Raw genomic sequence first — 24748 nt, forward strand, 5'->3', positions numbered from 1 at the left:
TCACCCGGCGCAGCAGGAAAGCTGCTTCACATCCTTGTTGAAGGTCTGCGCCGCGAGCTTCAACCCCTCGACCATCGTCAGGTAGGGGAACAACTGGTCGGCCAGTTCCTGCACCGTCATGCGGTTGCGAATGGCCAGAGCCGCCGTCTGGATCAGTTCACCCGCTTCCGGCGCGACCGCCTGTACGCCGATCAGCCGATGGCTGCCTTCCTCGATAACCAACTTGATGAAGCCGCGTGTGTCGAAGTTGGCGAGCGCACGCGGCACGTTGTCCAAGGTCAAGGTGCGGCTGTCGGTCTCGATCCCGTCGTGGTGGGCTTCCGCCTCGCTGTAGCCCACGGTCGCCACTTGCGGATCGGTGAACACCACGGCCGGCATTGCGGTCAGGTCGAGCGCCGCATCGCCGCCGGTCATGTTGATCGCGGCACGGGTGCCGGCCGCTGCCGCCACATAGACGAACTGCGGCTGGTCGGTGCAGTCGCCGGCCGCGTAGATGTTCGGGTTGCTCGTGCGCATGCCTTGGTCGATGACGATGGCACCTTGCGCATTGACAGTGACCCCCGCTGCGTCCAGCGCGAGGCTGCGCGTGTTCGGTGTCCGACCGGTGGCACCCAGCAGTTTGTCGGCGCGCAATTCACCGTGCGTGGTGGTCAGCACGAATTCACCGTCCATATGGGCGACCTGGCTGGCTTGCGTGTGCTCCAGCACCTCGATGCCCTCGGCACGGAAAGCGGCTGTCACCGCCTCGCCGATGGCCGGGTCTTCACGGAAGAACAAGGTATTGCGCGCCAGGACCGTGACCTTGCTGCCCAGCCGGGCAAAGGCTTGCGCCAGCTCCAGCGCCACCACCGACGAGCCGATTACGGCAAGGCGTTCGGGAATGGTGTCGCTCGCCAGGGCCTCGGTGGAAGTCCAGTAGGGTGACTCTTTCAAGCCCGGAATCGGCGGGACCGCCGGGCTGGCACCCGTGGCGACCAGGCAGCGGTCGAACATCACGACGCGCTCGCCACCCTCGTTCAAACGGACGGTAAGGCTCTGGTCGTCCTTGAAGCGCGCCTCACCGTGCACAACGGTGATGGCCGGATTACCGCCCAGGATGCCTTCGTACTTGGCGTGCCGCAGTTCGTCGACGCGGGCCTGCTGCTGGGCCAGCAGCTTACTGCGGTCAATCGTAGGCACAGTTGCCGCAATACCGCCATCGAACGGGCTTTCCCGGCGCAGATGGGCGATGTGGGCGGCGCGGATCATGATCTTGGACGGCACACAGCCGACATTGACGCAGGTGCCGCCGATGGTGCCGCGCTCGATCAGCGTGACCTGCGCGCCTTGCTCGACGGCCTTCAGCGCCGCCGCCATCGCGGCTCCACCGCTGCCAATGACCGCTACCTGCACCGGGGGCTCGTTGCCACTGTGCTTTTCGGCGGCGGCCATCCATCCCCGCACCTTGTCGAGCAGTCCGACGCGGTTGTCCGCCAGTGGCGCATCGGCTAGCGTTGCCTTGTAGCCCAGTCCGGCCACGGCGGCAGTCAGCGCGTCCGGCGATGTGCCCGGCACGATGGCGAGTTGCGCTGTGCCCTTCGGATAGGACACCAGCGCCGACTGCACGCCTGGCACTTTTTCCAGCGCTTCCTTGACGTGCGCCGCGCACGAGTCGCAAGTCATGCCGGTGATTTTTAGATGGGTCATGCAACAGATCCTTTATCGTTTGTGGCGCCAGACAATGACGTCCGTTGTGCTGCGGTGCCGTTTTCAGTGACTCACTGCTTGACGCTGGACGGATAGCCCGCGTCTGCGGTTGCCTTGGTCAGCTTCTGCACGCTGGTCTTGGCATCGTCGAAGGTGACGACCGCTTGGCGTGTCTCGAAAGTCACGTCAACTTTGCTGACGCCTTCGACCTTGGAAATCGCCTTCTTGACAGTGATCGGGCAGGCGGAGCAGGTCATGCCCGGTACGGACAGCGTGACGGTCTGGGTGGCGGCCCAGACGGGGGCAACAACGGCGGCGAGGGCGAGGGAGGCAAACAGTTTCTTCATGGTGAACTCCGATCAGTAGAAAAATGGCATGACGTAGGGAAATCCGAGCGCGACCAGAACCAGCGCGGCCACGATCCAGAAAATGAGCTTGTAAGTAGCTCGCACTTGGGGAATCGCGCAGACCTCACCCGGTTTGCAGGCCGCTGCCTGCCGGTAGATGCGCCGCCAGGCGAAGAACAACGCCACCAGCGCCACGCCGATAAAGATGGGGCGATAGGGTTCCAACACCGCCAAGTTGCCGATCCAAGCGCCGCTGAACCCCAAGGCGATCAGAACCAACGGCCCGAGGCAGCAAGCCGAGGCGAGGATGGCGGCAAGCCCTCCAGTGAAGAGCGCGCCGCGCCCGGTTTTTGGTTCAGACATGCGCTTGTCCTTTCGAATTGAAATTGGATAGCGTAACCTTACTTCCGTACTCATGTACGGAGTCAAGCGATATGGAAAACAATTTGGAGAACCTGACCATTGGCGTTTTCGCCAAGGCGGCCGGGGTCAATGTGGAGACCATCCGTTTCTATCAGCGCAAGGGCTTGTTGCTGGAGCCTGACAAGCCCTATGGCAGCATCCGCCGCTATGGCGAGGCGAATGTAACGCGGGTGCGCTTCGTGAAATCAGCCCAGCGGCTGGGCTTCAGCCTGGATGAGATCGCCGAGCTGCTGCGGCTGGAGGATGGCACCCATTGCGAGGAAGCCAGCAGTCTGGCCGAGCACAAGCTCAAGGACGTGCGCGAGAAAATGGCTGACCTGGCGCGCATGGAGGCCGTGCTGTCTGAGTTGGTGCGCGCCTGCCATGCGCGAAGGGGGAACGTTTCCTGCCCGCTGATCGCGTCACTACAGGGTGGAGCAAGCTTGGCAGGTTCGGCTATGCCTTAGCGTGCTTTATTTTCCGTTTTCTGAGACGACCCCTTAGAAAGCCTAGTCAAAGAGCTGTCACGAGAACACCGTTAGCTTAGCGTACGATTTTTTCCGAATTCTGCGGTTCCCCCTTCCTCCGCATCTACGAGCTTGCACTGCAGGCCAGCTTCCGCGCAGATTTCACAATAGAACAGCTATCTGCCGAGCTAGGGCTGGTGGTGGACCAACTCTGGCCGAACTTTGAGAAAGCGGTTAGCGAAGCGGGATTGCCGATCGAGCAACTCGGGACCGAGTTGGTGCTTGGTGGATGGTCGTTGAAGAACGGCCGGATGATGGCCACGGCGTATGCGAAGAGTGACAGCCGGCGCCCTTGCGTTGTCCAGCCGATCGGGGGGCAGATGGCGTCGCCGGGCGAACCGCTCCAGGCCGCGACCCCTAGCATGGCCCAGGTGGATCTGCTGGCCCATGCGCGTCTCCAGGTCAGCTACCTCAATGGGCAATTGGGCCGGAAAGTAGCAGGAGGTCGACTGCTAGTTGGGTTTCTGCAGAAGGGGCAAGCCCTGCTCAAGGATCTAGGAGAGATCTAGGTCGCGGGAGTCAAATACGCTAGGGGCTGAAATCGAAGTTCAGGTCTGGCCCTAAGGCAGAAGGCCAAAGCAGACCAAGGTCGTCCGTGGATTTGGGATGTTTATCGAGGGCAGGGTGGATGTCCGCTTCTGGCCGGAAGCGGACATTGGGCGGCGACCGGCCCGGTGATGGCATCCGCCTTCGACCCAAAGCGGGCATCGTTCTCGACACACCTGAGTTGATCCGTACTCCAAAGCCTGTTTCCGCTACCCCTTGTAGTGCTCGACGTAGAGCCCCAAAGCTGCCAACGACGCATACACGGCGGACCCAGCGTTGGTCGCGTACAAGGCAAAGGGAACCGGAGGATCGCAGGGAACTGTTGCGATGAACCACGGAGCTGAGCTCGTCAAGCTCGTCCTAGGTGATGTGAGGAATCCTAGCTCCCTACGCATACCTAGCGCCTCGCGGACGTACGCCTTGTTCCAGCCGCCAGTCTTGCACGAGACCCCAAGAAGTAACTCCGTAAATGCGGGATAGCGACGGGTCTTAATCGGACGATATACACCGACGTCAATCTCGTGACGGTCAGCCGCTTTGACCACCGTCGTGCCTTTCCAGCTATGGCTTAGTGTGGTGACCTGCACTGAAATCCTAATCTCGAGCTTCTCAGTAGACGTAGATCCACTGATGTAATCGTGATCCGGATGGTTTGCTTTGCATGGAGATCCTCCAAACGTCAGGACGCCTGCCATCTTGGGGGTACACGTGAGCTTGTAGCCCGCACTATCGATGATTCGCAGAAGCCTAAGCAGCACCCGAAGTTCGTAAGCCTTTCCTTGCGCGTAGGGAGACCCGCTCGCCTTAGCACGCGAAATGGCTGCTTTCACAGCGTTGAGGATTGCTAACTTACTGATCGTCACAGTCGCGGTCCTCGTGGCGCGTGTTCCTCGCGAGGGTCGTCCGGTGGCAGATATCGAGCGATATAGGCCTCAAGATCTGCCTGCTCGTGATCCGTCAAACGCTGGGGTGATACAGTTGGTAGATGTGACCGGATTGAGCGAACTCGGCGACCTTCTGGTGTCTCAACAGTGTAATGAACGTCCTCCAGTCCGGTGAGACCTTGGACCAGCTTCCCGATCTCACCCAAGGTTTGCGAGAGGGCGTCTTGGGTCGTCACAGGTCTAAAATCGAGAACCGCCGCAAGTGCGGCTGCAGCTTGTGCATTCGTGTCGTCCTCGTAATCAGACATCGCCTGAACAATCGCGGAGCGAAGCGATCTAACAATTTGTGGATCAAGCTCAGACGCAAGGGCTAGCGCCTTCCCTATCTCCCTAATTACCTCTTCACCACCTTGATCTTCTGCCATTCACAACTCCACAGCTGTAGACATTAACGGGCCGCGCGGGATGAACCGCCCGGATTCTCTAAATTCAATTGCCGAAGGTTGCCGTTGGCAATGTTCCTTAAGAGTAAGGCACAGTGCGGTTTGGTTCCATAAGCGGATCGCGCTGGCTGTATCCCGAAGTGTGCGATGACGCCGAAGCTGGATAGTGTCGCTGAATTGGACCATCAGGCACTTAGGTCTGAGCCCTGATACAGATTGATGATATGACTCCAAGTCGCGTACGGGCTGCGAAGAGCACCGGCTACTTTGGTCCGCTTCTGACCGAAAGCGGACATTCGTTTAACCAAGGGTGAAGGAAACTTTTAGGGCCAGGATGGACTTCAACTCTCTCGTTCGCTCGCTTCTATCCGATGCGAAGATGCGCCGTAACAAGCCTCTGCGAGACTAGTGCGCGAGCCAGGTCGCTGACATTGCTCCATGGCCTATGACGTGCCCCGCACCCGCTGGTCAAATGGAACCGCCCTCGGCACCATGGGCACGACCATCTAAGGAGTTCTTCATGCTCTACCAAGATAAGTACGTCGCCTTCATCGACATGCTCGGGTTCTCCGCACTTGTCCAAGAGTCGGCAGCCGACATGAGCAAGCTTGATGAAATAGCAGAGGCCATCGACAGACTAAAGAACACAGCGTGCTGCAACCCAGCAACAGGACTTTTGTTCACTTACTTCAGCGACTGCATCGTCATATCAAGCAGCCGCTCTCCTGCTGGCCTTGCCGACATCCTGAGCTGCATCAGAATGTTGGCCGAGAACCTGCTAGTGGTTGATATATTGATACGTGGAGGGCTCACAGTTGGAAGCATTCATCATGATTCTCAGATGATCTTCGGACCGGCGATGCTGGACGCCTATCGCATGGAATGTAAGGAAGCACGCAATCCCATGGTGCTCGTGAGCGAAGAGGTGCGATCGGATGCTCGCGCTGCGGGGTTAAGCAACCTGTTGACGTGGGATGACGAAGAGCCAGACCGCCACTATGTCCACTATCTGATCTCGTACAGCGCTTATGACTCTAATCCAAGGGCGGGCGTCGTGATTCTCGATAGCCAGGCCGCTCTCATCCGGCATTTCATCGCCAAGAGGCTGCTAGGCGCTCCGGGTAAGATCCTGGATAAAGCCGAGTGGATGGAACGATATTGGAACGAGAAGGTGGCGACAGGTGGAATTCTCGGACGTGTTGACAGGGTCGCAGACCTTGTTAGGCCCAATGCGCGACCATTTCGCAGCAGACTCGCCGTTCTAGCACCGCAACCGGGCGCCACTAGTGTGGACTAGCGAATCAGGCAAGCAGCTGCCGATTCCTTGCAAAGATTCAATTCAATTGGCCATACGGAAGCACGTGCAATCCCTGATGGCAGTCGGGACCACCATCTCCCCATTGCCAGCCGCGTCTGAACCAGCGCCCGGAACGCTTCAGCGGAAGGGGCTGGTCCCTTCCGCTGGTGCCTGCCCTGGTTGCACCGGCTATGCGCGGCCACCACGTTCCCGGACACGTCTCTGCCCCCGTCCTGTTGGGCCACCAGGTGCTCGGCGGTGCATTGAAAGGCTCGGGCCTTACTGGCCTTCAGCCCGAGCTCTGAGGGTGCAGTGAGCCACATCGGCAGGCCGCAATAGAAGCAACGGCCCGATTGGGCGTAGAAGGCAGAAGTGCGAAGGGATCTGCGGCGTTTGGCGGTCATGGATGGCTCCGGAATCGAAGGATTCCCGTGCCCCCATTGGGTGGACCTCGGGCACCCGGAGCCTATTGGCTATGCGGGCACAACACCGGCGCTTTATAGCGACTGGCTAAGGCGTTATAGCTCAGCGCTTGAGCCGCTACAAGGCCCAGATGCCGACCAGAACGGGAGGGAGTCACCGACGCCCAGTTAAGGTCAAAGCTTGGTCAGGGGGCGAGCGACGCGCTTGAGCAGGTGGAGCGGGGCGTGGCGCGTCACCCAGGGAAGTCGCGGTGTTGTAGTCCTGCTCAACCCGCTGAACTGTTCGCACGTTCAGGCCCGAGATCTCGTCTAATTGTTCTTGCGACCAATGTCGCGACTGGCGGAACTGGGAAGTGCAGGCGACAAGCTCTGACCGATCAGGTGCGCAGTTGGGAACTCAAGGGCGAGCTGGATGTGGAGCCAGAAATCGAGGGCGTCTTAGGTGCGGATCCAGGAATCAAGGGCATCTTTGGGGGAGATCTGGAAATCGCGGGCGTCCTTGTGGGGAAATACGGGCGGACAGCTGTGGGATCTGGGGCGTTTCCGTTGTGGCAGTCAACGAACGCCGCCACAGCCCGATACATCATTTCGCATAATGTATATTATGTTCTAGCCAGACTGGCCCGGGCGACCGCCGCCCGGGCCCAACCCGCGCTGCAGGCTCCCCCTTCAAATGGCCGCCCCAACACCGGCGGAACCGCGCCCCACAGGCCGAGCCTTTCTCACCCCGTATCCAAACGCCCTCGTGTAGGCTCGGCGCACCACTTAAGGACGGGTTTGGCGATGCGCCTGGCTGATTTTATCGAACGGAATGCGCGGGAAATCCTCGACGACGCGGTGGCATTCGCCGAAACGCAGGCACCCGATACCGTCGAGTTCAGCGCAAAGCAACTTCGGAATCATCTTCCCCAGATTCTTCAGGCGGTCATAGACGATCTCAGATCGCCGCAGACAGACTCCCAGCAGCTCGCAAAGTCCCACGGGCTTGCACCGTTGAAACCCGGCCCCGAGTCCGCCGCGTCCTATCATGGCCGAACCCGCGCCATCGCCGGCTTTGGCCTCAACCAGATGGTGGCTGAGTATCGAGCGCTTCGGGCTTCGGTACTTCGGCGATGGGCATCCGACCAGCGGCTGGTCACTTCATCGATCGATGACATCCTTCGTTTCAATGAGGCCATCGACCAGGCGGTGGCCGAATCCCTTGCTCAGTTCTCTGCCGTGGTCGAATCCTGGCGGCAGATCTTCCTCGCGGCGCTCGGGCATGATCTCCGAGGCCCCTTGGCAGCGATCATCTTCTCGGCAGACACCCTGGCCAGTGGGCTGCAGGACCCAGCTTTGGCCAAGCAGGCCGAGCGGATCATCAACGGCAGCATGCGCATGAAAAAGCTGCTGGACGACCTGCTGGCTTACAGCCGCAGAAAGCTGGGCGATGGGATGGCCATTCATCCGGTGGACTGCGATCTTGCCCAATCGCTTGGCGAGGAAGTCGAATTGCTTCGCGCTGCCCTGCCCCACGTCCCTATCACGTATGAGGTTGAAGGCGATGCCCGCGGTTGCTTCGATGCCTCTTCGTTGCGCGAGGCGGTTCACAACCTCACGACCAACGCCGCAAAGTACGGCGAACACGGCACCGATGTGCGGATCAGCGTTGAGGGCCTCGCCGACCAGATCCTGATCACGGTGAGCAACACGGGGGCCGAACTGTCGGACGAAGCGTTCAACAGCCTGTTCGATCCCTTGCGCCGAGGCTCGCACAACGCGTCACAGGGAGAACACGCGAGCCTTGGCCTCGGCCTGTTCCTGGTGCGGGAAATCTGCCACGCGCACCGCGGCACTGTTCGTGGACGATGGCGTGATGGCCGCACCTCATTCGTCATCACACTCCCGAAGAATGCTGATTGATGCGGCCGACCTGGCGACGGCACTACAGGAACCTGTGCATTACGAAGAAATCGACCAACCCGCGCCTGCCATGCCGGAAGGCCTCTGGCAGCGTTCCAACCACCGCAAACCCCAGCTTCCGGTACAGCGCCACCGCCGGGCCGTTGGTGCTGACCACGTAATTGAACTGCATGGCCAGGAACCCTTCCGCCCTCGCCCGCTCCAGGCTGTGTTCCACCAGGGCTCGGCCCACGCCCCGCCCCTGTGTCGCGGCGTCGACCACATACGTGGCGCTGGCCACATGCGTCCCAAGGTCAGGGAAATTCGGGCCCATCTTGTACATGCCCACAACCCGGCCCTCCAGCACAGCTACATGAGGTGCCTGGGCCTGGAACCAATGCGCGCGAAACGTCTCGACGGCGAAAGAGCCAGCAAAGGGCAGCGCATTCTGCGTCGCAATGGCTTGCTTGAACATGCCCCACATCACGTCGAAATCGCCTGCACGGGCGGGCCGGATATCCATGCGACTCCTGCAGATCTGTGGTGGTGACCAGGCCGGACACTACCAGAATCCAACGCCTGCTCCGTAGCTGCTTCACGCGCCACCGCCATCGGCTCGGCAATAGTTGCAGATATTCCGGCCTTCAGAGCAGTAGATGCCCCCTGTTTCCGCGCACATCCCGCACCGGCTTCGACGGTGGCGTGTTCCTGCCTGCGTCCTGCTGGGCATCTACCTGCTGTACCTGCTGGCCGGCAACATCTTCCTCAACACACCGCTGTTCGACCAGGTCACCAACCGCAAGCCGCACAAGTTCGTGATGACCACTGGGCCGGCCATTACCGTGCTGCCAGGCCATGTCATCGCCTGGAACGTGCACATGCGCGGCCATGTGAACCACACGGTCTACGTGCTGCACGCCGACCGCGCCAGCGCTCGTCTGGCGGTACTGCCCCTGTTCCAGCGCGAGGTGCGGGTGCCCCGGCTGCAGGCCACAGGGGTTTCGGCCGAGATCAGCCGCGTGGAAGAGGCCATCCCGCCACCGCCGCGCAGCGACCGCGGCTGGACCCTGCGCTTCGATGCCATCCACAGCGACAGTATCCGCAGCGCACGTTTCGGCAAGCTGCTGATCATCGGCCAGGGCCAGGGCACGGTGGGCTTCCTCAAGCAGCTGCGCGGCGGGCCGTCGGAACTGTTCGAATCCGAGGTTGCATTCAGCGATGCGGACACCAGTTTTGACGGCGTGCAGCTGTTGGGCGACATGGATCTCACCGCGCGCTTCAGCTATCCGCGCCATTATCGGGACCAGGCGCCCGGCCTGGCCAAGTTGAAGCTGCTGCATGCCCAGCTCGAGGTCGATGCCCGCAGCCAGGGCCTGCGCATGGACACCAATGCCACAACGCCGAAGATCTCCAGCGCACCAGTGCCCGGACGGCTGCAGGCCGCACTCCGCCTGATCGATGGCCAACTGCAGCCCGGAGACCACGCGCTGTGGCAGGTGCCGCTCTACCTGGGCGACGGCGCCCCCGATCGCGGCATGCTGGCGCTGCAACTCAATGTGGCCAGGGACCTGCGCCTGCAGGCCCGCTTGCCGCCAAAGTCCGGTTCAGGCACCGAGGTGGATGCCGATCTGCATATCAGTGGCCGGGACATTCCCTTCCAACAGCCCGCACAGCTGCTGGAACGCAGCTCTGGCACAGTGCGCGGCGAATGGACGTTCACCTCGCTCAACTGGATCCCTGCCCTGTTCCTGCGCAAGCCGTGGCTGCAGCTGGATGGCGGCGGCACGCTGAAGGCGGACCTGCGCCTTCGCAACGGCGAGCTGACCGAAGGCAGCACCGTGGACATTCCTGCGGCCGAAGCCGTGGCCGAGGTGGCGGGTGTGCGCTTGGCAGGCACGGCCAGTGCCCACGGCGAACTGAAGGCCGGCACGCCCAGCCAGGCGCGGCTGGCCGTCCGGTTGCCCCGCTTCACCGCGCGGCCAAGCGATGCCAAGGACGTACGCCTGTTCGACGGCCGGGATCTGGCCCTGGACCTGACCGGCGATGGCCGCCTGCAGGAACTGCGCAAAGGCGTCCGCGCGCAGCTGCGCTTCAGTGAAGCCACCATCCCTGATCTGACCGCCTACAACCGCTACCTGGGTTCGCCCCAGGTGCGACTGCTCCGTGGCACCGGCACCGTGAGTGGTGATGCGACCCTCGATACCGACGGGCGCGTTGGCCATGGCACGGCCCGGCTGTTGGGGCGCAACGCCAGTGCAAAGGTGGCAGGGCTGGACATGGGCGGCGATATCGACGTGAACGCAACACTGCGCCGGGGAGACTTCAACCAGCGTCATTTCGATCTGTCCGGCACCAAGGTCGAGCTGCGCAACGTGCAGGTGGCGGGCACGCAGGGCTCGACGGCATGGAAAGGCCGCGTGGACTTCAGGCGTGGGCGCATCGATGCGCAGTCGCCGTTCCAGGTGGATGCCACCACGGACCTCGATCTCAGCGATGCGCGACCGTTGCTGGCGCTGTTCGCAGAGCGCACCGACTACCCGCGCTGGACCTTGTCCCTGCTGGATTCCGGACAGGTACAGGCGCAGGCGACGCTGCGCTGGCGCCCTGGCCATCTGGTCATCGATGGCCTGCGGGCCGAGAACGACCGCCTGTCGGTACGCGCGCGGCTGGATCTGCTGGAACAGCGCAAGCGTGGTGATCTCTATCTACGGTGGGGGCTGCTGGGTGCGGGCATCGAGCTGGACGGCGACCAGCGCCAATGGCATCTGGCCAGGGCACGCGAGTGGTTTGACCAGCAGCCTTCGCTGCTGCCAGCGGGCCAGGGCACGGGTGCTGCAGGCTCGTCGCCCTGAAGGCAACCGTCTGCATCCATTGGCGGCCCCGGTGCGTATACACCGACGCCCCAATTGACGAGTTGCACGCAATGAACAAGCGCACACAGGCCTATGGCCTTCTGGGATGGGTGGCGATCACCTTCGCCGCCGCCGCACTGGGCGCGTGGGCCTCGACGTCCGCCGCCAGCTTCTATGCCACCCTCGTCCTGCCTGCATGGGCGCCGCCTGCCGGTGTGTTTGGCCCGGCATGGACCCTGCTGTACGCCATGATGGCGATTGCGGCGTGGCTGGTCTGGCGGGAGCGCGGCTGGCGCGGCGCGCGGCCTGCGCTGTGGCTCTATCTGGTGCAGCTGGCCATCAATGCACTGTGGAGCTGGCTGTTCTTCGGCTGGAAGCTGGGCGCCCTGGCCTTCGTCGACATCCTGGTGCTGGTGGCGCTGGTGTGCGCGACGATGCTCGCGTTCGTGCGCGTCCGCACGATGGCAGCCGTACTGCTGCTGCCCTATCTGGCCTGGATTTGCTTCGCCTCGGCGCTCAACTTCGCAATCTGGCGTGCCAACCCCGGGCTGCTGTGACAGCGCGCCGCATCACTTACGCCTGGGCCACGACCTGGGGGCGCCAGTTCCTCAGCAGCGCCGGCTTGAACGCCTGCTGCCCGCAGCCGGTGGGGCAACGCACCACGCGCGCCGACGAATGGCTGACCAGGCCTTGTCCTTCTTCGGCCTTGAACACCGTCTCGCAGGACAGGCAGCGGGCCACCAGCGAATACAGGTGCAGCAACCGGCCACTGGCGGGGTCCTGCAGTGCATCCACATCCAGCAGTTCGAACTGGCAGCTGTCAGCCAGCATGCGGTACGGCGTAGAAGGCAGGGTCTGCAGGTTCACGGGCGTGGTATCCGACGGAAGTCGAGCCACCCTAGGGCAGCCGCTGTCGAGCTGGCGTGCAGCGCAGATGCACTGGCCGCGAAGCCGGCAGAGACGCCTGCCGCATGCGCATCGCTGCTTGTATGAAGAATTCAGTTTCAGAGGGAGGACACGCCACATGCACAGGGAGGTAGGCGGATACGCTCTTTTGCTTCACCATCCATGGTTACCGGATACACCGCTGGGTCGTTCCTGCCCTTCACGAATCATGAGTCCCGCCCTTGATGCCTTCTGCTGAGCCCACGCACGACGCTGCCCTGTCGCGTTGCGCGCGCGAACCGATCCATACCCCCGGCGCGATCCAGCCGTACGGTGTGCTTCTGGTGGTGGAACCGCACTCGCTGCAGGTGCGTGAGCGCGCCATCAGCCACCCCGCCCTGCTGCAGCAGTTCGGCGAGCCGTTGACGCAACACGTCGCCGAGGTGATGGGTGGCGTGCTGGCGCCGTTCCAGGCGGTGTTGCAGCAGGCCACGGTTGGCAGCAGCGCACACGTAGGCGCGGTGCATCTGGATGGCCATGGCCGCCACCAGCTGCTCGTGCACCGGTCTGCAACCGACCTTCTGGTTGAACTGGAGGCGCCGGTTCCGGGCCAGCCCGGTTCGCTGGAAGAGCTGTACCCGGCGATCCGCGAGCTGATGTCCGGCATCGAGACCGCCACGACGGTGGAAGACCTGTGCAGGCTGGCCGCCGCGCATGTGCGACGCCTCACCGGCTTCGACCGCACCCTGGTCTACCAGTTCGATGCAGGCTGGAATGGCACGGTGGTGGCCGAGGACGGCAACGGCCTGCTGCCCTCCTATCTGGACCTGCGCTTCCCCGAATCGGACATCCCCGCCCAGGCGCGTGAGCTGTACCGCCGCAACCGGGTGCGCCTGATTGCGGACAGCGATTACACCCCTGCACCGTTGCTGCGCGCGGAAGCGCATCGCGACGCGCCGCCCACCGACCTGAGCCTGGCCGTGCTGCGCAGCGTCTCGCCCGTGCACCTGCAGTACATGCGCAACATGGGCACCGGGGCATCAATGTCGGTGTCGCTGGTGCACGAAGGGCAGCTGTGGGGCCTGGTGTCCTGCCACGCGGTGCAGCCGCGCCGCCTGCCGTACCACGTGCGTACGGCCTGTGAGTTCATGGGCCAGATCCTGTCGCTGCAGATCGCGCTGAAGGAGCGCGCGCGCGCGATCGAGGAACGCGTGGCCCGTCGCTCGGTGCTGGTCAAGCTGCTGGCACGCATGGCCGGGGACGAAGAGTTCATGGCGGCGCTGCGCCACGATGAGGCCAGCCTGCTGTCCCTGACCGGCGCGGCCGGCGCGGCCATCGTGCACAAGGGGGACTGCATGCGCGTGGGGCAGTGCCCGCCCCCCAGCGAGGTGCTGGCCCTGGCCGACTGGCTGGCCAACCAGCACGCCGGGCAGGAAATGTACTGCACCGATCATCTGGCCGCCGACTGGTCGCCTGCCGCGTGCCTGACCGACGTGGCCAGTGGCCTGCTGGCGGTGTCGATCTCGCAGCTCCATCACAGCTACCTGATGTGGTTCCGGCCGGAGGTCGTGCGCACCGTGCGCTGGGGGGGCGACCCGCGCAAGACCGAGGCACCCGGCGTGGCCCTGTCGCCGCGCAACTCGTTCGAGGCGTGGAAGGAGACCGTGCAGCAGCGCAGCCTGCCGTGGAGTGATGCCGACTGCGATGCCGCGCACGAAATGCGCACCGCCATTGTCGACATCGTGCTGCGCAAGGCCGAGGAAATGGCGGAGCTGAACGAACAGCTGGTGCGCAGCAACAAGGAACTGGAAGCGTTCTCCTATTCGGTCAGCCACGACCTGCGCGCTCCCTTCCGCCACATCGTCGGCTACTCGGAGCTGCTGGGCAGCTCTGCGGGCGAGCGCCTCAACGACACCGAACGCCGCTTCCTCGACACCATCGTGGAATCGGCGAAATCGGCCGGCACGTTGGTGGATGACCTGCTCAGCTTCTCGCAGATGGGCCGCTCGACGGTGGGCCGGGTGCGGCTGGACATGGCTGCACTGGCCGAGGACGTGCGCAGGACGTTGGCCCTGGACTATGCCGGCCGCGAGGTGCAATGGACGCTCGCGCCGCTGCCGGAAGTCGAGGCCGATCCGACCATGCTGCGCCTGGTCTGGCAGAACCTGCTGGGCAACGCGATCAAGTTCACCCGCGAGCGCGAGCAGGCGGTTATCGAGGTCGGCCACGAACGCAACAACGACGAAGATCATTTCTTCGTACGCGACAACGGCTGCGGCTTCGACATGCGCTACGTGGACAAGCTGTTCGGCGTGTTCCAGCGCCTGCATCACGTCGAGGAATTCGAAGGCACCGGCATCGGCCTGGCCAATGTGCGCCGCATCATCGGCCGCCACGGCGGCCGCACCTGGGCCGAGGGCGAACCCGGCAAGGGCGCCACGATCCATTTCACCCTACCCCGTTCCACAGGAGATCACCCATGAGGGACCTGCGGCCGATCCTCCTGGTCGAGGACAGCCCCAAAGACGCCGAGCTGACGATGGCCGCGTTGTCACGCTGCCAGCTGCTGAACGACGTCGTCCACGTGCGCGATGGCGCCGAGGCGCTGGACTACCTGCGCTGCGAAGGCAAGTTCGCCGGCGCCATGCACGGTGGCCCGGTCGTGGTGCTGCTGGACCTGAAGCTGCCCAAGGTCAATGGCCTGGAAGTGCTCGAACAGGTCCGTGGCGACGCGCAGCTGAGCAGCACCCCGATCGTGATGCTGACCTCCTCGCGCGAGGAACAGGACCTGGTGCGGAGCTACGAACTGGGCGTCAATGCATTCGTGGTCAAGCCGGTCGATTTCAAGGAATTCTTCGATGCCATCCAGGGGCTGGGCATGTTCTGGGGCATCACCAACCAGCCACCGCCGCACCGGCCCAACGGTTCGGGGCAGCACCATGCGTGATGGATCGCGCCGCAGTGAGCGCCTGCGCATCCTCATGCTGGAGGACAGCGCGCTTGACGCGGAGCTGATCAGCGCACAGCTGCAGCGCGCAGGCCTCGACTTCGAGGCCGAGCGGCTGTGGACCCGCAATGCGTTCATCGAGGCGATCGACAATCGCCCCTTCGACATCATCCTGGCCGACCACGTACTGCCCGGATTCGATGGCGATGCCGCCCTTGCGCTGGCGCGCGAGCGCATCCCGCACACGCCATTCATCTTCGTCTCCGGCACCCTGACCGAAGAGCTGGCCGTGCAGGCCTTGACCCGCGGCGCACGCGACTATGTGGTGAAGCAGCGCCTGCAGCGCTTGCCGGATGCCATCCGTCGCGCGCGGCAGGAAGCCCACGAGCGCAACCAGCTGGTGCAGGCGCAGGCTGCGCTCAATGAGAGCCAGGCGCAGCTGCAGCAGGTGACCGACGCCGTTCCGGCGCTGATCGCCCGGCTCGACAAGGACCACCGCTACCGCTTCGCGAACAAGGCGTTCCTGGATTGGCATGGCGTGAGCCAGGCCGAATTGCTGGGACGCCTTGCCCGCGATGTCAGCGGCATCAGCGCCTTCGAACGTGCCCTCCCCAGCCTGGAACGCGTGCTGCAGGGCGAGCGCACCAGCTTCCAGGTCGAGCTCGTGCATCGCAGCGGCCAGTCACGATTCGTGCAGATGGACTGCGTGCCGGAGCATGCCGCCGACGGCAGCGTGGTCGGCTACATCTGCATGGGTAGCGACGTATCGGTGTTGAAGCAGGCCGAACTGGCCCTGCGTGAGGACAACCAGGCCCTGGAGCAGCAGGTGCAGGCGCGCACCGCCGAACTCCGGGCCAGCAAGCGGCGGCTGCAGGCGATCTTCGAATCCAGCTTCCAGCATCAGGTGTTGCTGGATCTGTCCGGGCGCGTGGTCGATGCCAATGACGCCTCATTGGCCGCCGTGCTGGCGGACAAGAAGGACATTGTCGGCCAGCGCTTCGGCGAATCCCTGTGGTTCGCCAACACCGACGGCGTCGGCGCGGTGGTTGACCAGGCCGTCGCCGCGGCGGCACAGGGTCGCAGCTCGCTGCATTCCCTCGAGCTGGAACTGCCCACCGGCCGGCGCAGCTTCGACGTCTCGCTGCGCCCGCTGCTGGACGCCGACGGCGTGGTCACCGCCGTGGTATCGGAGGCGGTGGAAACCACTGCGCGGCGGCAGGCCGAGCATGCGCTTCGCCAGTCGCAGAAGATCGAGGCGGTCGGCCAGCTCACCGGCGGCATCGCGCATGATTTCAACAACATCCTGACCGTGATCTCGGGCAACATCGAGCACGCCATGCTGCTCAGTGAACGGGCCGGCGAGCCCGGCGCGATGGCCAGCCGCGCCCTGGACAATGCCCTGAAGGGGGTTGGCCGTGCCGCCAGCCTCACCCAGCGCCTGCTCGCCTTTGCCCGGCGCCAGCCGCTGCGCAGCCAGGCAGCCAACCTCAATGAGTGCCTGCTGGACATGCAGGACATGCTGCAGCGGGCACTGGGCGAACTGGTGCAACTGGACATCCGCACCGCCGAGGACATCTGGTGCGTGGAGATCGACATCAGCCAGCTGGAAGCCTCGGTGCTGAACCTGGCGGTCAATGCGCGCGACGCGATGCCGCACGGCGGCCGCCTGGTGATCGAAGTCGACAACAGCCACCTCGACCACGACTACGCCGCATTGTTCCCGGATGCGTCCCCCGGCGAGTATGTGATGCTGCGGGTGCGCGACAACGGCCACGGCATGGACGCGGCCACCCTGGCGCGCGTGTTCGAGCCGTTCTTCACCACCAAGCAGGTCGGCCGCGGCACCGGGCTCGGCCTGTCGATGGTGCACGGCTTCGTGAAGCAGTCCGGTGGCCACGTGCTGATCGATTCGGTGGAAGGCGGCGGTACCAGCATCACCATGATGTTCCCGCGCTCGCCTCTGGCGCTGCCTTGCGAGGCTCGCGTCCCGCAGACGGGCCTGGCCGGCTACTCGCCACGCGAGGAAACCGTGCTGGTGGCCGAGGACAACGACGATGTCCGTGCGCATACAGTCGATGCGCTGCGCCTGCTGGGCTACCGCGTGCTGGAAGCGCACGACGGCCCCTCGGCGTTGCGGCTGCTGGAACGGCCGGACACCAAGGTCGACCTGCTGTTCTCGGACGTGGTGATGCCGGGCATGTCCGGCTGGGAGCTGGTGCGTGAGGTGCGTGAACGCTGGCCGGCAATCGCGGTCCTGTTCACGTCAGGCTATCCACGCGACCACGATGCGGTTGGCGCGCAGGGACGTGCAGCCGCCCTGCTGCCAAAGCCATTTACCCGCAGTGACCTTGCGCTGGCAGTGCGCACCGCGCTGGAGGCTGCGCCGCGCTGAGGTCAGGCGGACGCATCGCGCATGCCTGCCGCGATCCGGTTGATATCCGCGCACTCGATCGTGGCCGGCGGGTTTTCTCTTCCGGCCAGGGCGATCATGGCCATGCCCAGCGCCAGGTTGCTGGTCATCAGCGAGGGCGCGAGCGCACCGGCCAGTTTCATCAACGGTGCGCCGCCCCAGTACAGGGGCTTCAACAGGGCATGCCGGGTACCTGTCCCCGGCACCGGCCGGACCCCGCCCGGACGCAGCATCACCGCGCGCAGCGGCAGCGCCTGCAACGCCCGCTCGGTCTCGCCCTTCACCCGCAGCGGCATCAGCCGGCTTTGCGGGTCCGCGCCTGCGCCGGAGACATACAGGAAGGACCCCTGCGGATTCACCGCAGCCCAGGCGCGGGCCACTGCCAGTGTGGTGTCCAGGGTCACGCGCCGGTATTCGGCCTCGGCAGTGCCGACCGGAGGCGCACCGGCACAGTAGAAGCAGGCGTCGTACCCGGCCAGTTCATCACGCTGCGCGTCGATGTGCAGGAAATCCGGGACCACCCGTTCGCTGCCGGGCCCGCGCAGGCTGCCCGGGCGCCGCACCAGCGCGGTCAGGCCGGCAACCTGCGGCGAGCGCTGGCAGGCCAGGGCAACGCCCTGCCCCACCAGGCCTGCAGCGCCGGTCAGGAGAATCCGCAATGTCCGTGCCTGAGCCATGGCCAGGGCCGCACTAGAGTTTCACGAACCGCTGGATCTTGCGCGCCAGCCACCCGCTGAACACCAGCGGTGCATCCAGCGCCGACACACAGATGCACGGCACCCCCGGCGCGGTCACCGGCTGATGCTCCACGTCTTCATCCAGGTCCGCCACGTCGCCGGGGGCGAACAGCCCCAGCGCATCGTTGTAGGAACCGCGCAGGATCTGGGTCAGCTCGCTGCGGCCATGGCTGTGCATGGGCAGGCATTTGCCCGGGGCGATCCTCAGCATGATCAGCGAAGGCATCTGCTCGGCACGGATGCAGTGCACGCCGGGTGCCATCCAGCGCCAACGCAACCCACTGAGCGATGCCCCGAAGTAGGGGTGCAGCGAGGCAGGCAGATGGTCCGGGTCGGCCTCGGGCCGCTCCTTCGGCACGGGACGCGCGGCCTGGTCCATGGCAATCGGCATTTCCGCAGCCAGCTGCATCAGCATGGCCTCGCGCAGCTGTTCGCGGCGTGGATCAGGCGCGGGCGGCTGGGTCTGCTCGAGCAGCACCGAGCCGATCGCCTCGGCCTCGCGCAGGCGCTGGCGGCAGTGCGGGCACTGCTCCAGATGCGTACCCGCGACCACGCTCAGTGGCGCGGGCAGCGCGCCTGCGGCATAGCTCATCAACGTCGATTCGTGCAGGTGGTGGCGCGGGTTCACAGCGCACCTCCCACTTTGGCCTGCAGCTGCAGGAACGCGCGCCGCAGATGCGACTTGACCGTGCCCAAGGGCATGCCGATCGCCTCGGCGATCTCGCTGTGGCTCTTGGCCTCGAAATAGGACATGCGCACCAGGCGCGCCTGCACGGCGGGCAGTTCGTTGATGCGCTGGCGCAGCCGGGCCTGGTCGGCAAACTGTTCGGCGCTGCTGCGTTCGATCACATCCAGGGTTGCTGCGTCCTCGACGGCTGCCTGCACCTGCATCCAGCTGCGCTCGCGGCGGATGCGGTCAATGTGCAGGTTACGGGCGATGCGATACAGCCACGTGCTCAGCGCACCCTGCGCGGGATCGAAGTCGGCCGCGCGCAGCCATAGCCGCAGCAGGCTCTCCTGCGCCAGTTCCTCGGCCACCGCGTCAGGCACGCCCAGGCCCCGCAGGTATACGCACAGCCGCGGCATGAAGTAATCATAGATCCGCATGAAACAGTCGCGGTCACGAAGCCGTGCCACGCCGTCCATGTCACCGGCCCAGTTCGTCGGCTCGCTGCTCGGCTGCTGGGAACTGGACACGATGCGTGCGGTATCGAAGTTGAGGGGGTTGCTGGCGGCGTCAGGGTACATCGGCGTTCGCGGCGGGCGGGTGAAGGTCTGTCCTCTGTACGCGCAGGGGCCGTGATTGGATGCAGCCGCTGCAGACGCATCCAACCGCCCATCACCGCCGTATGACCTCAGCCCTCCTTTCCCGGATGAACGCGATGCGTACCGCCTGGCTGCTGCTGTGCCTGCCCCATGTCGCGCTGGCCGCGCCCTGGCTGCGAAGCGAGGGGGTAGCAACGTCGTCGCGCGGCGACCTGCTCTACCGCGAGGTGCACTGGCGACGCGATGCGGCCGAGGGTGCCGAGCGCTGGGTGCAGTACCAATGCGCGGACGGGCGGCCTTTCGCCCGCAAGCACCTGCCGGCCAGCGCGGACCCACAGGCGCGCGGCTATACCCTGGAGGACCGGCGCAGCGGCCAGAAGGCCGACGTCGAGGCCGCCAGCGGCAGGGTCTCGATCGCGTGGAAGGAGGATGCCGGCAGCCCACCGGTGCAGCGCGAGCTCGACCTGCCGACCGGCGCGGTCATCGACGCAGGGTTCGACGCGGCGGTGCGCCTGCATTGGCAGGCGCTCATGCGCGGCGAGCGTGTGACCCTGCCCTTCCTGGTTCCAGCGCGGCAGCGCTACTTCCCGGTACAGGTAAGGCGCACCGGCCCGCAGCGCTGGCAGGGGATCGATGCGCAGTCGATCGAGGTCAGCCTGGACACCTGGTACGGCGGCATCGCGCCACGCCTTGCGCTGGTATATGCCAGCGCTGACCAGCGCCTGCTGGAGTTCCGTGGCACCAGCAACCTGCGCGATCAACGCGGTGCCTATCCACAGGTGACGGTGCGCTTCATCGCCGCAGCGGCTGGTCGCCCCGCCAGCGAATGGCAGCAGGCCTGGGCGCAGCCGCTGACAGATCGCTGCACCGTTACGGCCAGGTGAAATCCAAATTTCCTGCCGCGCTCCGCATCCAGTGGGCCTTCTGCCGCGTAGAGGAAGACACGAAACCCGCCGAGATCCGCCATGGCCTCTGTAGCGCCCCTCCCCCGTCGACGCTGGCGCCTGCTGCGCACGCTGCAGCGCTGGTTCGATACCGGCAACGCCGCAGAGGCCACCGGCGAGCGGCCGGGGCGGATCGACTGGGTGCGCGCCGTGCCCTTCGCGCTGATGCACCTGGCCTGCATCGCAGTGATCTGGGTGGGCATCTCGTGGACAGCGGTGATCGTGGCTGCAGCACTCTATGCGGTGCGCATGTTCGCCATCACGGCGTTCTACCACCGCTACTTCTCGCATCGCACCTTCCAGGCATCGCGGCCGGTGCAGTTCGTGTTCGCGGTGATAGGCGCCTCCAGCGTACAGCGCGGGCCGCTGTGGTGGGCCGCCCACCATCGCCACCACCACCGTCACGCCGACCAGCCGCTGGACCCGCACTCCCCCCGTGAGGGCGGCTTCTGGCGCAGCCACATGGGCTGGTTCCTGACCCGCGAGGCCTTTGCCACCGACCTGTCGCGGGTGCCCGACCTGGCGCGCTACCCGGAGCTGCGCTGGCTGGACCGCTTCGATACGGCTGTGCCGGTACTGCTGGCCGCAGCGCTGTATGCACTGGGCGCCGGGTTGGAGCGCTGGGCGCCAGGCTTGCATACCTCCGGCTCGCAATTGCTGGTGTGGGGCTTCTTCATCTCCACGATCGTGCTGTTCCACGCCACGGTCACCATCAATTCGCTGGCCCATCGCTTCGGTCGCCGCCGCTTCGAGACCCGCGATGACAGCCGCAACAATCTCTGGCTGGCGCTGCTCACCTTCGGCGAAGGCTGGCACAACAACCACCACTTCTTCCCGGGCACCGTCCGCCAGGGCTTCCGCTGGTGGGAAGTGGACCTGACCTGGTATGGACTGCGCGCGATGGCGGCGCTTGGGCTGGTCAAAGGGCTCAAGCCGATTCCCGAGTGGGTGCTGGCCAAGGCGAGGTACTGACATGCGCATCGCGATCATCGGTTCGGGCATTGCCGGACTGGCCAGCGCCTGGTGGCTGGACGGCGAACACGACGTCACGCTGTTCGAGGCCAACGACTATCTGGGCGGCCATACCCACACCCACGACGTGCAGGTGGATGGCGTCCGCATGGCGGTGGACACCGGCTTCATCGTGTTCAATCCCCAGCACTACCCGCTGCTGACCGCACTGTTCGACGAGCTGGGCGTAGCCTCGCAGCCGACCACGATGAGCTTCTCGATGCACAGCGAGCGCAGCGGCGTGGAGTACAACGCCACCTCGCTGGATGGCCTGTTCTGCCAGCGCCGCAACCTGGTGTCGCCGCGGTTCTGGGGCATGCTGGCCGACCTGCGCCGGTTCTACCGCGATGCCCCCCTGTTGCTGGCAGAAGACGAGGGCCCAACGTTGGGGCAGTACCTGCGCAGCCAGCGCTACGGCGATGCCTTCATCGACGAGCACCTGCTGCCGATGGCCTCCGCGCTGTGGTCGTCCCCGACGGCCACGGTGATGGACTTCCCGGCGCGCTATCTGGCCCAGTTCATGGCCAACCACCAGATGCTGCAGATGACCGGGCGTGCACCCTGGCGGGTGGTGAGCGGTGGATCGGCCCGCTATGTCGACGCCCTGCGCGCCCGCTGGCGGGTGCATGAGCGGCTGGAGTGCCCGGTACAGTCGGTCGAGCGCATGCCGTGGGGCGCTCGCGTGCACAGCGCGGCCGGCGTGGAAGGCTTCGATGAGGTCATCCTGGCCTGCCACAGCGACCAGGCCCTGGCGCTGCTGCGTGACGCCGACCCCATCGAACGCGACGTGCTCGGCGCCATCCGCTACCAGGCCAACGAAGCGGTGCTGCACACCGACGCGTCATTGCTGCCGCGCAACCGCAAGGCGTGGGCGGCATGGAATGCCCATGTGCCCCGCGACCCTGCTGCGCCCTGCACGGTCAGCTACTGCATGAACCAGCTGCAGGGCCTGCCCGGCAGCACGCCCCTGGTGGTAACGCTCAACCGCAGCGAGGCAATCGACCCGGGCAAGGTGCTGCGCACCCTGCATTATGCGCACCCGGTGCACGACCATGCCGCAGTGCGCGCGCAACAGCGCTGGGCCGAGCTGCAGGGCCGCCGCCACACCTGGTTCGCAGGCGCCTATTGGGGCTGGGGCTTCCATGAGGACGGCATCCGCAGCGCCCGCCGCGTGGTCGATGCACTGCGCACCTGTGAACCGCACCACGTCATGGCGGCTCCCGGCGAGGTGGCCGCATGAGCGCCAGTGCGCTCTACTTCGGGCAGGTGGCGCACCGCAGGCACCTGCCACACCCGCATGCGTTCCGCTATCCGATCGCACAGCTGCTGCTCGACCTGGATGAACTCGACAGCGTGTTCGCCGGGCGCTGGCTGTGGTCGATCAATCGCCGCAATCTGGCCGAGTTCCGTCGCAGCGACTACTTCGGCGATCCCGCGCGGCCCTTGGCCGATGCAGTGCGCGACCACGCTGCATCAACCCTGGGCTACCGGCCCACCGGCCCGGTCCGCCTGCTCACCCATCTGCGCTTCGCCGGTCACGTGTTCAACCCGGTCAGCTTCTACTACTGCTACCGGGCCGATGGCAGCACGCTGGACTGCATCGTCGCCGAGATCACCAACACACCCTGGAAGGAACGGCACGCCTACGTGCTGCCGGTCGCAACGGCCACGCAGGAAGGCACCTCGCTGCGCTGGCGGTTCGACAAGTGCTTCCATGTCTCGCCCTTCATGCCGATGGATTGTCATTACGACTGGCGGTTCAACTGCCCTGATGAGGACCTGCGCGTGCACATGCAGGTCTGGCGCGACGGCGCGCGCCAGTTTGATGCCACCCAGGTCATGCAACGACACCCCCTGGATGGCCGCGGGCTGGCCCGCGTCCTGGCCTGCTATCCACTGATGACCACCCAGGTGGTGGCCGCCATCCACTGGCATGCGTTGCGGCTGTGGCTGAAACGCAATCCCGTACACGACCACCCTACCCTTGCCGAGAAACCGCGATGAATTCGATGATTCCTTCGGTCGCGCTGCCGCGCCCCGGCGCATTGGATGCCTTCCTGCGCCGCCGCCTGCTGGCCCAGCTCGCCCCGATGCGCGACGGCCGCCTGTGCGTGCGCGACGCGCTGGGCGAAGTCTGGTTGGGCGATGCCCGCGGTGAGCTGCATGTCACCGTCACCATCGAGGACCCGGCGTTCTATCGCAAGGTGGCGGCCCAGGGCAGCGTCGGCGCCGGCGAAAGCTACATCCATGGCGAATGGCGCTGTGACGACCTGGTCGCCCTGATACGGCTGCTGGTGCGCAACCGCGATCTGCTCGACAGCATGGAACACGGCCCGGCGCGCGTGGGAGGCTGGCTGCTGCGCGGCTGGAACCGCCTGCGCCGCAACAGCCGCGAAGGCAGCCGCCGCAACATCGCCGCGCACTACGACCTCGGCAACGACTTCTTCGCCCTGTTCCTGTCACCGGACCTGATGTACTCCTCGGCCCTGTTCGCCGAAGAGGGCGAGTCGCTGGAATCCGCCTCGCGGCGCAAGCTGGACCGCATCTGCCAGCAGCTGCAGCTCAAGCCGGGCGACCGCGTGGTGGAGATCGGTACCGGCTGGGGTGGTTTTGCGCTGCACGCGGCGCAGCACTACGGCTGCCACGTCACCACAACCACGATCTCCGCCGAGCAGCATGCACTGGCCAGCGAGCGCGTCCGCGTCGCCGGGCTGCAGGACAAGGTCACGCTGTTGATGCAGGACTACCGCGACCTGCAGGGCCAGTTCGACAAGCTGGTATCGATCGAGATGATCGAAGCCATCGGCGCCGAATACCTGGACACCTACATGGCAACGCTGCAGCGCCTGCTCAAGCCCGATGGTGTCGCCCTGCTGCAGGCCATCACCATCGAAGATCACCGCTACGAGCAGGCACGGCGCAGCGTCGACTACATCAAGCGCTATGTGTTTCCGGGCAGCTTCATTCCGTCGATCAACGCGATCATGGCGGCCAAGACCCGATCCAGTGACCTGCAGCTGGTCGCCCAGCAGGATTTCGGTCACTCCTACGCACTGACCCTGCGCGCCTGGCGCCAACGCTTCCTTGCCCAGCTGCCCGCTGTGCAGGCACAGGGCTTTGATACGCGCTTCTGCCGGATGTGGGAGTTCTACCTGGCCTATTGCGAGGGCGGCTTCCTGGAGCGTTCGATCGGCGTTTCGCATCTGCTGCTGGCGCGCCCCGGGCATCGTCCCGCTGGCGCATCGGGTCAAGGCGGCTGAG

21 protein-coding genes and 1 pseudogene are annotated in these 24748 nt (G+C 65.0%); 13 read left to right on the forward strand and 9 right to left on the reverse strand.

The annotated features are described in order from the left end of the window. The 3 genes from merA to merT form a co-directional block, all read right to left on the reverse strand. Positions 1–1686: a mercury(II) reductase gene (gene merA, locus J3A72_RS13720; RefSeq protein ID WP_064238529.1), complete on the reverse strand. Its 1686-nt coding sequence runs from the start codon at positions 1684–1686 to the stop codon at positions 1–3. Between the two features lie 71 nt (positions 1687–1757). Beyond that, positions 1758–2033 carry a mercury resistance system periplasmic binding protein MerP gene (gene merP / locus J3A72_RS13725; RefSeq protein ID WP_003131987.1) on the reverse strand — a complete coding sequence of 92 codons (276 nt, stop codon included), beginning with the start codon at positions 2031–2033 and terminating at the stop codon, positions 1758–1760. Positions 2034–2045: 12 nt separating this feature from the next. After that, the gene (gene merT, locus J3A72_RS13730; RefSeq protein ID WP_003131974.1) at positions 2046–2396 is read right to left on the reverse strand and encodes a mercuric ion transporter MerT; all 351 of its coding nucleotides are present in this window, start codon (positions 2394–2396) and stop codon (positions 2046–2048) included. A gap of 71 nt (positions 2397–2467) precedes the next feature. On the opposite strand from merT, the gene merR reads away from it, so the two are divergent. Continuing rightward, positions 2468–2902, forward strand: a complete 435-nt coding sequence (gene merR, locus J3A72_RS13735) for an Hg(II)-responsive transcriptional regulator (RefSeq protein ID WP_005413387.1) — start codon at positions 2468–2470, stop codon at positions 2900–2902. A 2453-nt stretch (positions 2903–5355) separates the two neighbouring features. After that, a complete protein-coding gene (locus J3A72_RS13740) occupies positions 5356–6132 on the forward strand; it encodes a hypothetical protein (protein WP_032966761.1) in 777 nt (258 codons plus the stop codon). 576 nt (positions 6133–6708) lie between these two features. Here the strand turns inward: J3A72_RS13740 and J3A72_RS23245 are convergent. Beyond that, positions 6709–6891 (reverse strand): annotated as a pseudogene (locus J3A72_RS23245) (hypothetical protein); the annotation flags it as partial. A 446-nt stretch (positions 6892–7337) separates the two neighbouring features. Between J3A72_RS23245 and J3A72_RS13745 the strand changes: the two are divergent. Then, entirely contained in the window at positions 7338–8456 is a 1119-nt protein-coding gene (locus J3A72_RS13745) for a sensor histidine kinase (RefSeq protein WP_075075962.1), read from the forward strand. Between the two features lie 22 nt (positions 8457–8478). Here J3A72_RS13745 and J3A72_RS13750 read toward each other — a convergent pair whose 3' ends face one another. Next, positions 8479–8958, reverse strand: a complete 480-nt coding sequence (locus J3A72_RS13750) for a GNAT family N-acetyltransferase (RefSeq protein ID WP_075075963.1) — start codon at positions 8956–8958, stop codon at positions 8479–8481. A gap of 133 nt (positions 8959–9091) precedes the next feature. On the opposite strand from J3A72_RS13750, the gene J3A72_RS13755 reads away from it, so the two are divergent. Next, the gene (locus J3A72_RS13755) at positions 9092–11287 is read left to right on the forward strand and encodes a hypothetical protein (RefSeq protein WP_075075964.1); all 2196 of its coding nucleotides are present in this window, start codon (positions 9092–9094) and stop codon (positions 11285–11287) included. Between the two features lie 71 nt (positions 11288–11358). Next, positions 11359–11844 (forward strand): TspO/MBR family protein, encoded by a 486-nt coding sequence (locus J3A72_RS13760; protein WP_075075965.1) that lies wholly within the window; start codon positions 11359–11361, stop codon positions 11842–11844. A 16-nt stretch (positions 11845–11860) separates the two neighbouring features. Here J3A72_RS13760 and J3A72_RS13765 read toward each other — a convergent pair whose 3' ends face one another. Further along, positions 11861–12154 (reverse strand): hypothetical protein, encoded by a 294-nt coding sequence (locus J3A72_RS13765; protein WP_014647137.1) that lies wholly within the window; start codon positions 12152–12154, stop codon positions 11861–11863. 263 nt (positions 12155–12417) lie between these two features. On the opposite strand from J3A72_RS13765, the gene J3A72_RS13770 reads away from it, so the two are divergent. The 3 genes from J3A72_RS13770 to J3A72_RS13780 are packed head-to-tail and all read left to right on the forward strand — an operon-like array spanning position 12418 to position 17511. Further along, positions 12418–14655 carry an ATP-binding protein gene (locus J3A72_RS13770; protein WP_075075966.1) on the forward strand — a complete coding sequence of 746 codons (2238 nt, stop codon included), beginning with the start codon at positions 12418–12420 and terminating at the stop codon, positions 14653–14655. After that, positions 14652–15119, forward strand: coding sequence for a response regulator (locus J3A72_RS13775; RefSeq protein ID WP_049467664.1), 468 nt, complete (start codon positions 14652–14654; stop codon positions 15117–15119). The genes J3A72_RS13770 and J3A72_RS13775 overlap by 4 nt, the downstream gene beginning before the upstream one ends. Continuing rightward, entirely contained in the window at positions 15112–17511 is a 2400-nt protein-coding gene (locus J3A72_RS13780; RefSeq protein ID WP_075075967.1) for a hybrid sensor histidine kinase/response regulator, read from the forward strand. The genes J3A72_RS13775 and J3A72_RS13780 overlap by 8 nt, the downstream gene beginning before the upstream one ends. 2 nt (positions 17512–17513) lie before the next feature. On the opposite strand, the gene J3A72_RS13785 is transcribed toward J3A72_RS13780, so the two are convergent. Genes J3A72_RS13785 through J3A72_RS13795 form a run of 3 tightly spaced genes read right to left on the reverse strand, consistent with a single transcriptional unit; the run spans position 17514 to position 19514 of the window. Then, a complete protein-coding gene (locus J3A72_RS13785) occupies positions 17514–18206 on the reverse strand; it encodes an oxidoreductase (protein WP_032961090.1) in 693 nt (230 codons plus the stop codon). 13 nt (positions 18207–18219) lie between these two features. Next, entirely contained in the window at positions 18220–18894 is a 675-nt protein-coding gene (locus J3A72_RS13790; protein ID WP_075075968.1) for a ChrR family anti-sigma-E factor, read from the reverse strand. Beyond that, positions 18891–19514, reverse strand: a complete 624-nt coding sequence (locus J3A72_RS13795) for a sigma-70 family RNA polymerase sigma factor (protein WP_014647131.1) — start codon at positions 19512–19514, stop codon at positions 18891–18893. Before J3A72_RS13795 ends, J3A72_RS13790 begins: the two co-directional genes overlap by 4 nt. 134 nt (positions 19515–19648) lie before the next feature. Between J3A72_RS13795 and J3A72_RS13800 the strand changes: the two genes are divergently transcribed. From J3A72_RS13800 to J3A72_RS13820, 5 genes are all read left to right on the forward strand, one after another. Further along, positions 19649–20416, forward strand: a complete 768-nt coding sequence (locus J3A72_RS13800) for a hypothetical protein (protein WP_075075969.1) — start codon at positions 19649–19651, stop codon at positions 20414–20416. 81 nt (positions 20417–20497) lie between these two features. Then, positions 20498–21448, forward strand: a complete 951-nt coding sequence (locus J3A72_RS13805; protein ID WP_075075970.1) for an acyl-CoA desaturase — start codon at positions 20498–20500, stop codon at positions 21446–21448. Between the two features lies 1 nt (position 21449). Next, complete coding sequence (locus tag J3A72_RS13810) at positions 21450–22727, forward strand: FAD-dependent oxidoreductase (protein ID WP_049439856.1); 1278 nt, start codon at positions 21450–21452, stop codon at positions 22725–22727. Then, the gene (locus tag J3A72_RS13815) at positions 22724–23491 is read left to right on the forward strand and encodes a DUF1365 domain-containing protein (protein ID WP_014647127.1); all 768 of its coding nucleotides are present in this window, start codon (positions 22724–22726) and stop codon (positions 23489–23491) included. The genes J3A72_RS13810 and J3A72_RS13815 overlap by 4 nt, the downstream gene beginning before the upstream one ends. Continuing rightward, a complete protein-coding gene (locus tag J3A72_RS13820) occupies positions 23488–24747 on the forward strand; it encodes a cyclopropane-fatty-acyl-phospholipid synthase family protein (RefSeq protein WP_041863424.1) in 1260 nt (419 codons plus the stop codon). The genes J3A72_RS13815 and J3A72_RS13820 overlap by 4 nt, the downstream gene beginning before the upstream one ends. Position 24748: the final 1 nt, after the last annotated feature.

The organism is Stenotrophomonas sp. PvP093, from assembly GCF_017876915.1.
In the GTDB taxonomy this organism is placed as follows: domain Bacteria; phylum Pseudomonadota; class Gammaproteobacteria; order Xanthomonadales; family Xanthomonadaceae; genus Stenotrophomonas; species Stenotrophomonas muris.

What these genes read in the sequence shown, in the direction of transcription:
- merA (WP_064238529.1), bottom strand. Translation starts at nt 1,686, where the DNA reads ATGACCCATCTAAAAATCACCGGCATGACTTGCGACTCGTGCGCGGCG.
- merP (WP_003131987.1), bottom strand. Translation starts at nt 2,033, where the DNA reads ATGAAGAAACTGTTTGCCTCCCTCGCCCTCGCCGCCGTTGTTGCCCCC.
- merT (WP_003131974.1), bottom strand. Translation starts at nt 2,396, where the DNA reads ATGTCTGAACCAAAAACCGGGCGCGGCGCGCTCTTCACTGGAGGGCTT.
- merR (WP_005413387.1), top strand. Translation starts at nt 2,468, where the DNA reads ATGGAAAACAATTTGGAGAACCTGACCATTGGCGTTTTCGCCAAGGCG.
- J3A72_RS13740 (WP_032966761.1), top strand. Translation starts at nt 5,356, where the DNA reads ATGCTCTACCAAGATAAGTACGTCGCCTTCATCGACATGCTCGGGTTC.
- J3A72_RS13745 (WP_075075962.1), top strand. Translation starts at nt 7,338, where the DNA reads ATGCGCCTGGCTGATTTTATCGAACGGAATGCGCGGGAAATCCTCGAC.
- J3A72_RS13750 (WP_075075963.1), bottom strand. Translation starts at nt 8,958, where the DNA reads ATGGATATCCGGCCCGCCCGTGCAGGCGATTTCGACGTGATGTGGGGC.
- J3A72_RS13755 (WP_075075964.1), top strand. Translation starts at nt 9,092, where the DNA reads ATGCCCCCTGTTTCCGCGCACATCCCGCACCGGCTTCGACGGTGGCGT.
- J3A72_RS13760 (WP_075075965.1), top strand. Translation starts at nt 11,359, where the DNA reads ATGAACAAGCGCACACAGGCCTATGGCCTTCTGGGATGGGTGGCGATC.
- J3A72_RS13770 (WP_075075966.1), top strand. Translation starts at nt 12,418, where the DNA reads ATGCCTTCTGCTGAGCCCACGCACGACGCTGCCCTGTCGCGTTGCGCG.
- J3A72_RS13775 (WP_049467664.1), top strand. Translation starts at nt 14,652, where the DNA reads ATGAGGGACCTGCGGCCGATCCTCCTGGTCGAGGACAGCCCCAAAGAC.
- J3A72_RS13780 (WP_075075967.1), top strand. Translation starts at nt 15,112, where the DNA reads ATGCGTGATGGATCGCGCCGCAGTGAGCGCCTGCGCATCCTCATGCTG.
- J3A72_RS13785 (WP_032961090.1), bottom strand. Translation starts at nt 18,206, where the DNA reads ATGGCTCAGGCACGGACATTGCGGATTCTCCTGACCGGCGCTGCAGGC.
- J3A72_RS13795 (WP_014647131.1), bottom strand. Translation starts at nt 19,514, where the DNA reads ATGTACCCTGACGCCGCCAGCAACCCCCTCAACTTCGATACCGCACGC.
- J3A72_RS13800 (WP_075075969.1), top strand. Translation starts at nt 19,649, where the DNA reads ATGCGTACCGCCTGGCTGCTGCTGTGCCTGCCCCATGTCGCGCTGGCC.
- J3A72_RS13805 (WP_075075970.1), top strand. Translation starts at nt 20,498, where the DNA reads ATGGCCTCTGTAGCGCCCCTCCCCCGTCGACGCTGGCGCCTGCTGCGC.
- J3A72_RS13810 (WP_049439856.1), top strand. Translation starts at nt 21,450, where the DNA reads ATGCGCATCGCGATCATCGGTTCGGGCATTGCCGGACTGGCCAGCGCC.
- J3A72_RS13815 (WP_014647127.1), top strand. Translation starts at nt 22,724, where the DNA reads ATGAGCGCCAGTGCGCTCTACTTCGGGCAGGTGGCGCACCGCAGGCAC.
- J3A72_RS13820 (WP_041863424.1), top strand. Translation starts at nt 23,488, where the DNA reads ATGAATTCGATGATTCCTTCGGTCGCGCTGCCGCGCCCCGGCGCATTG.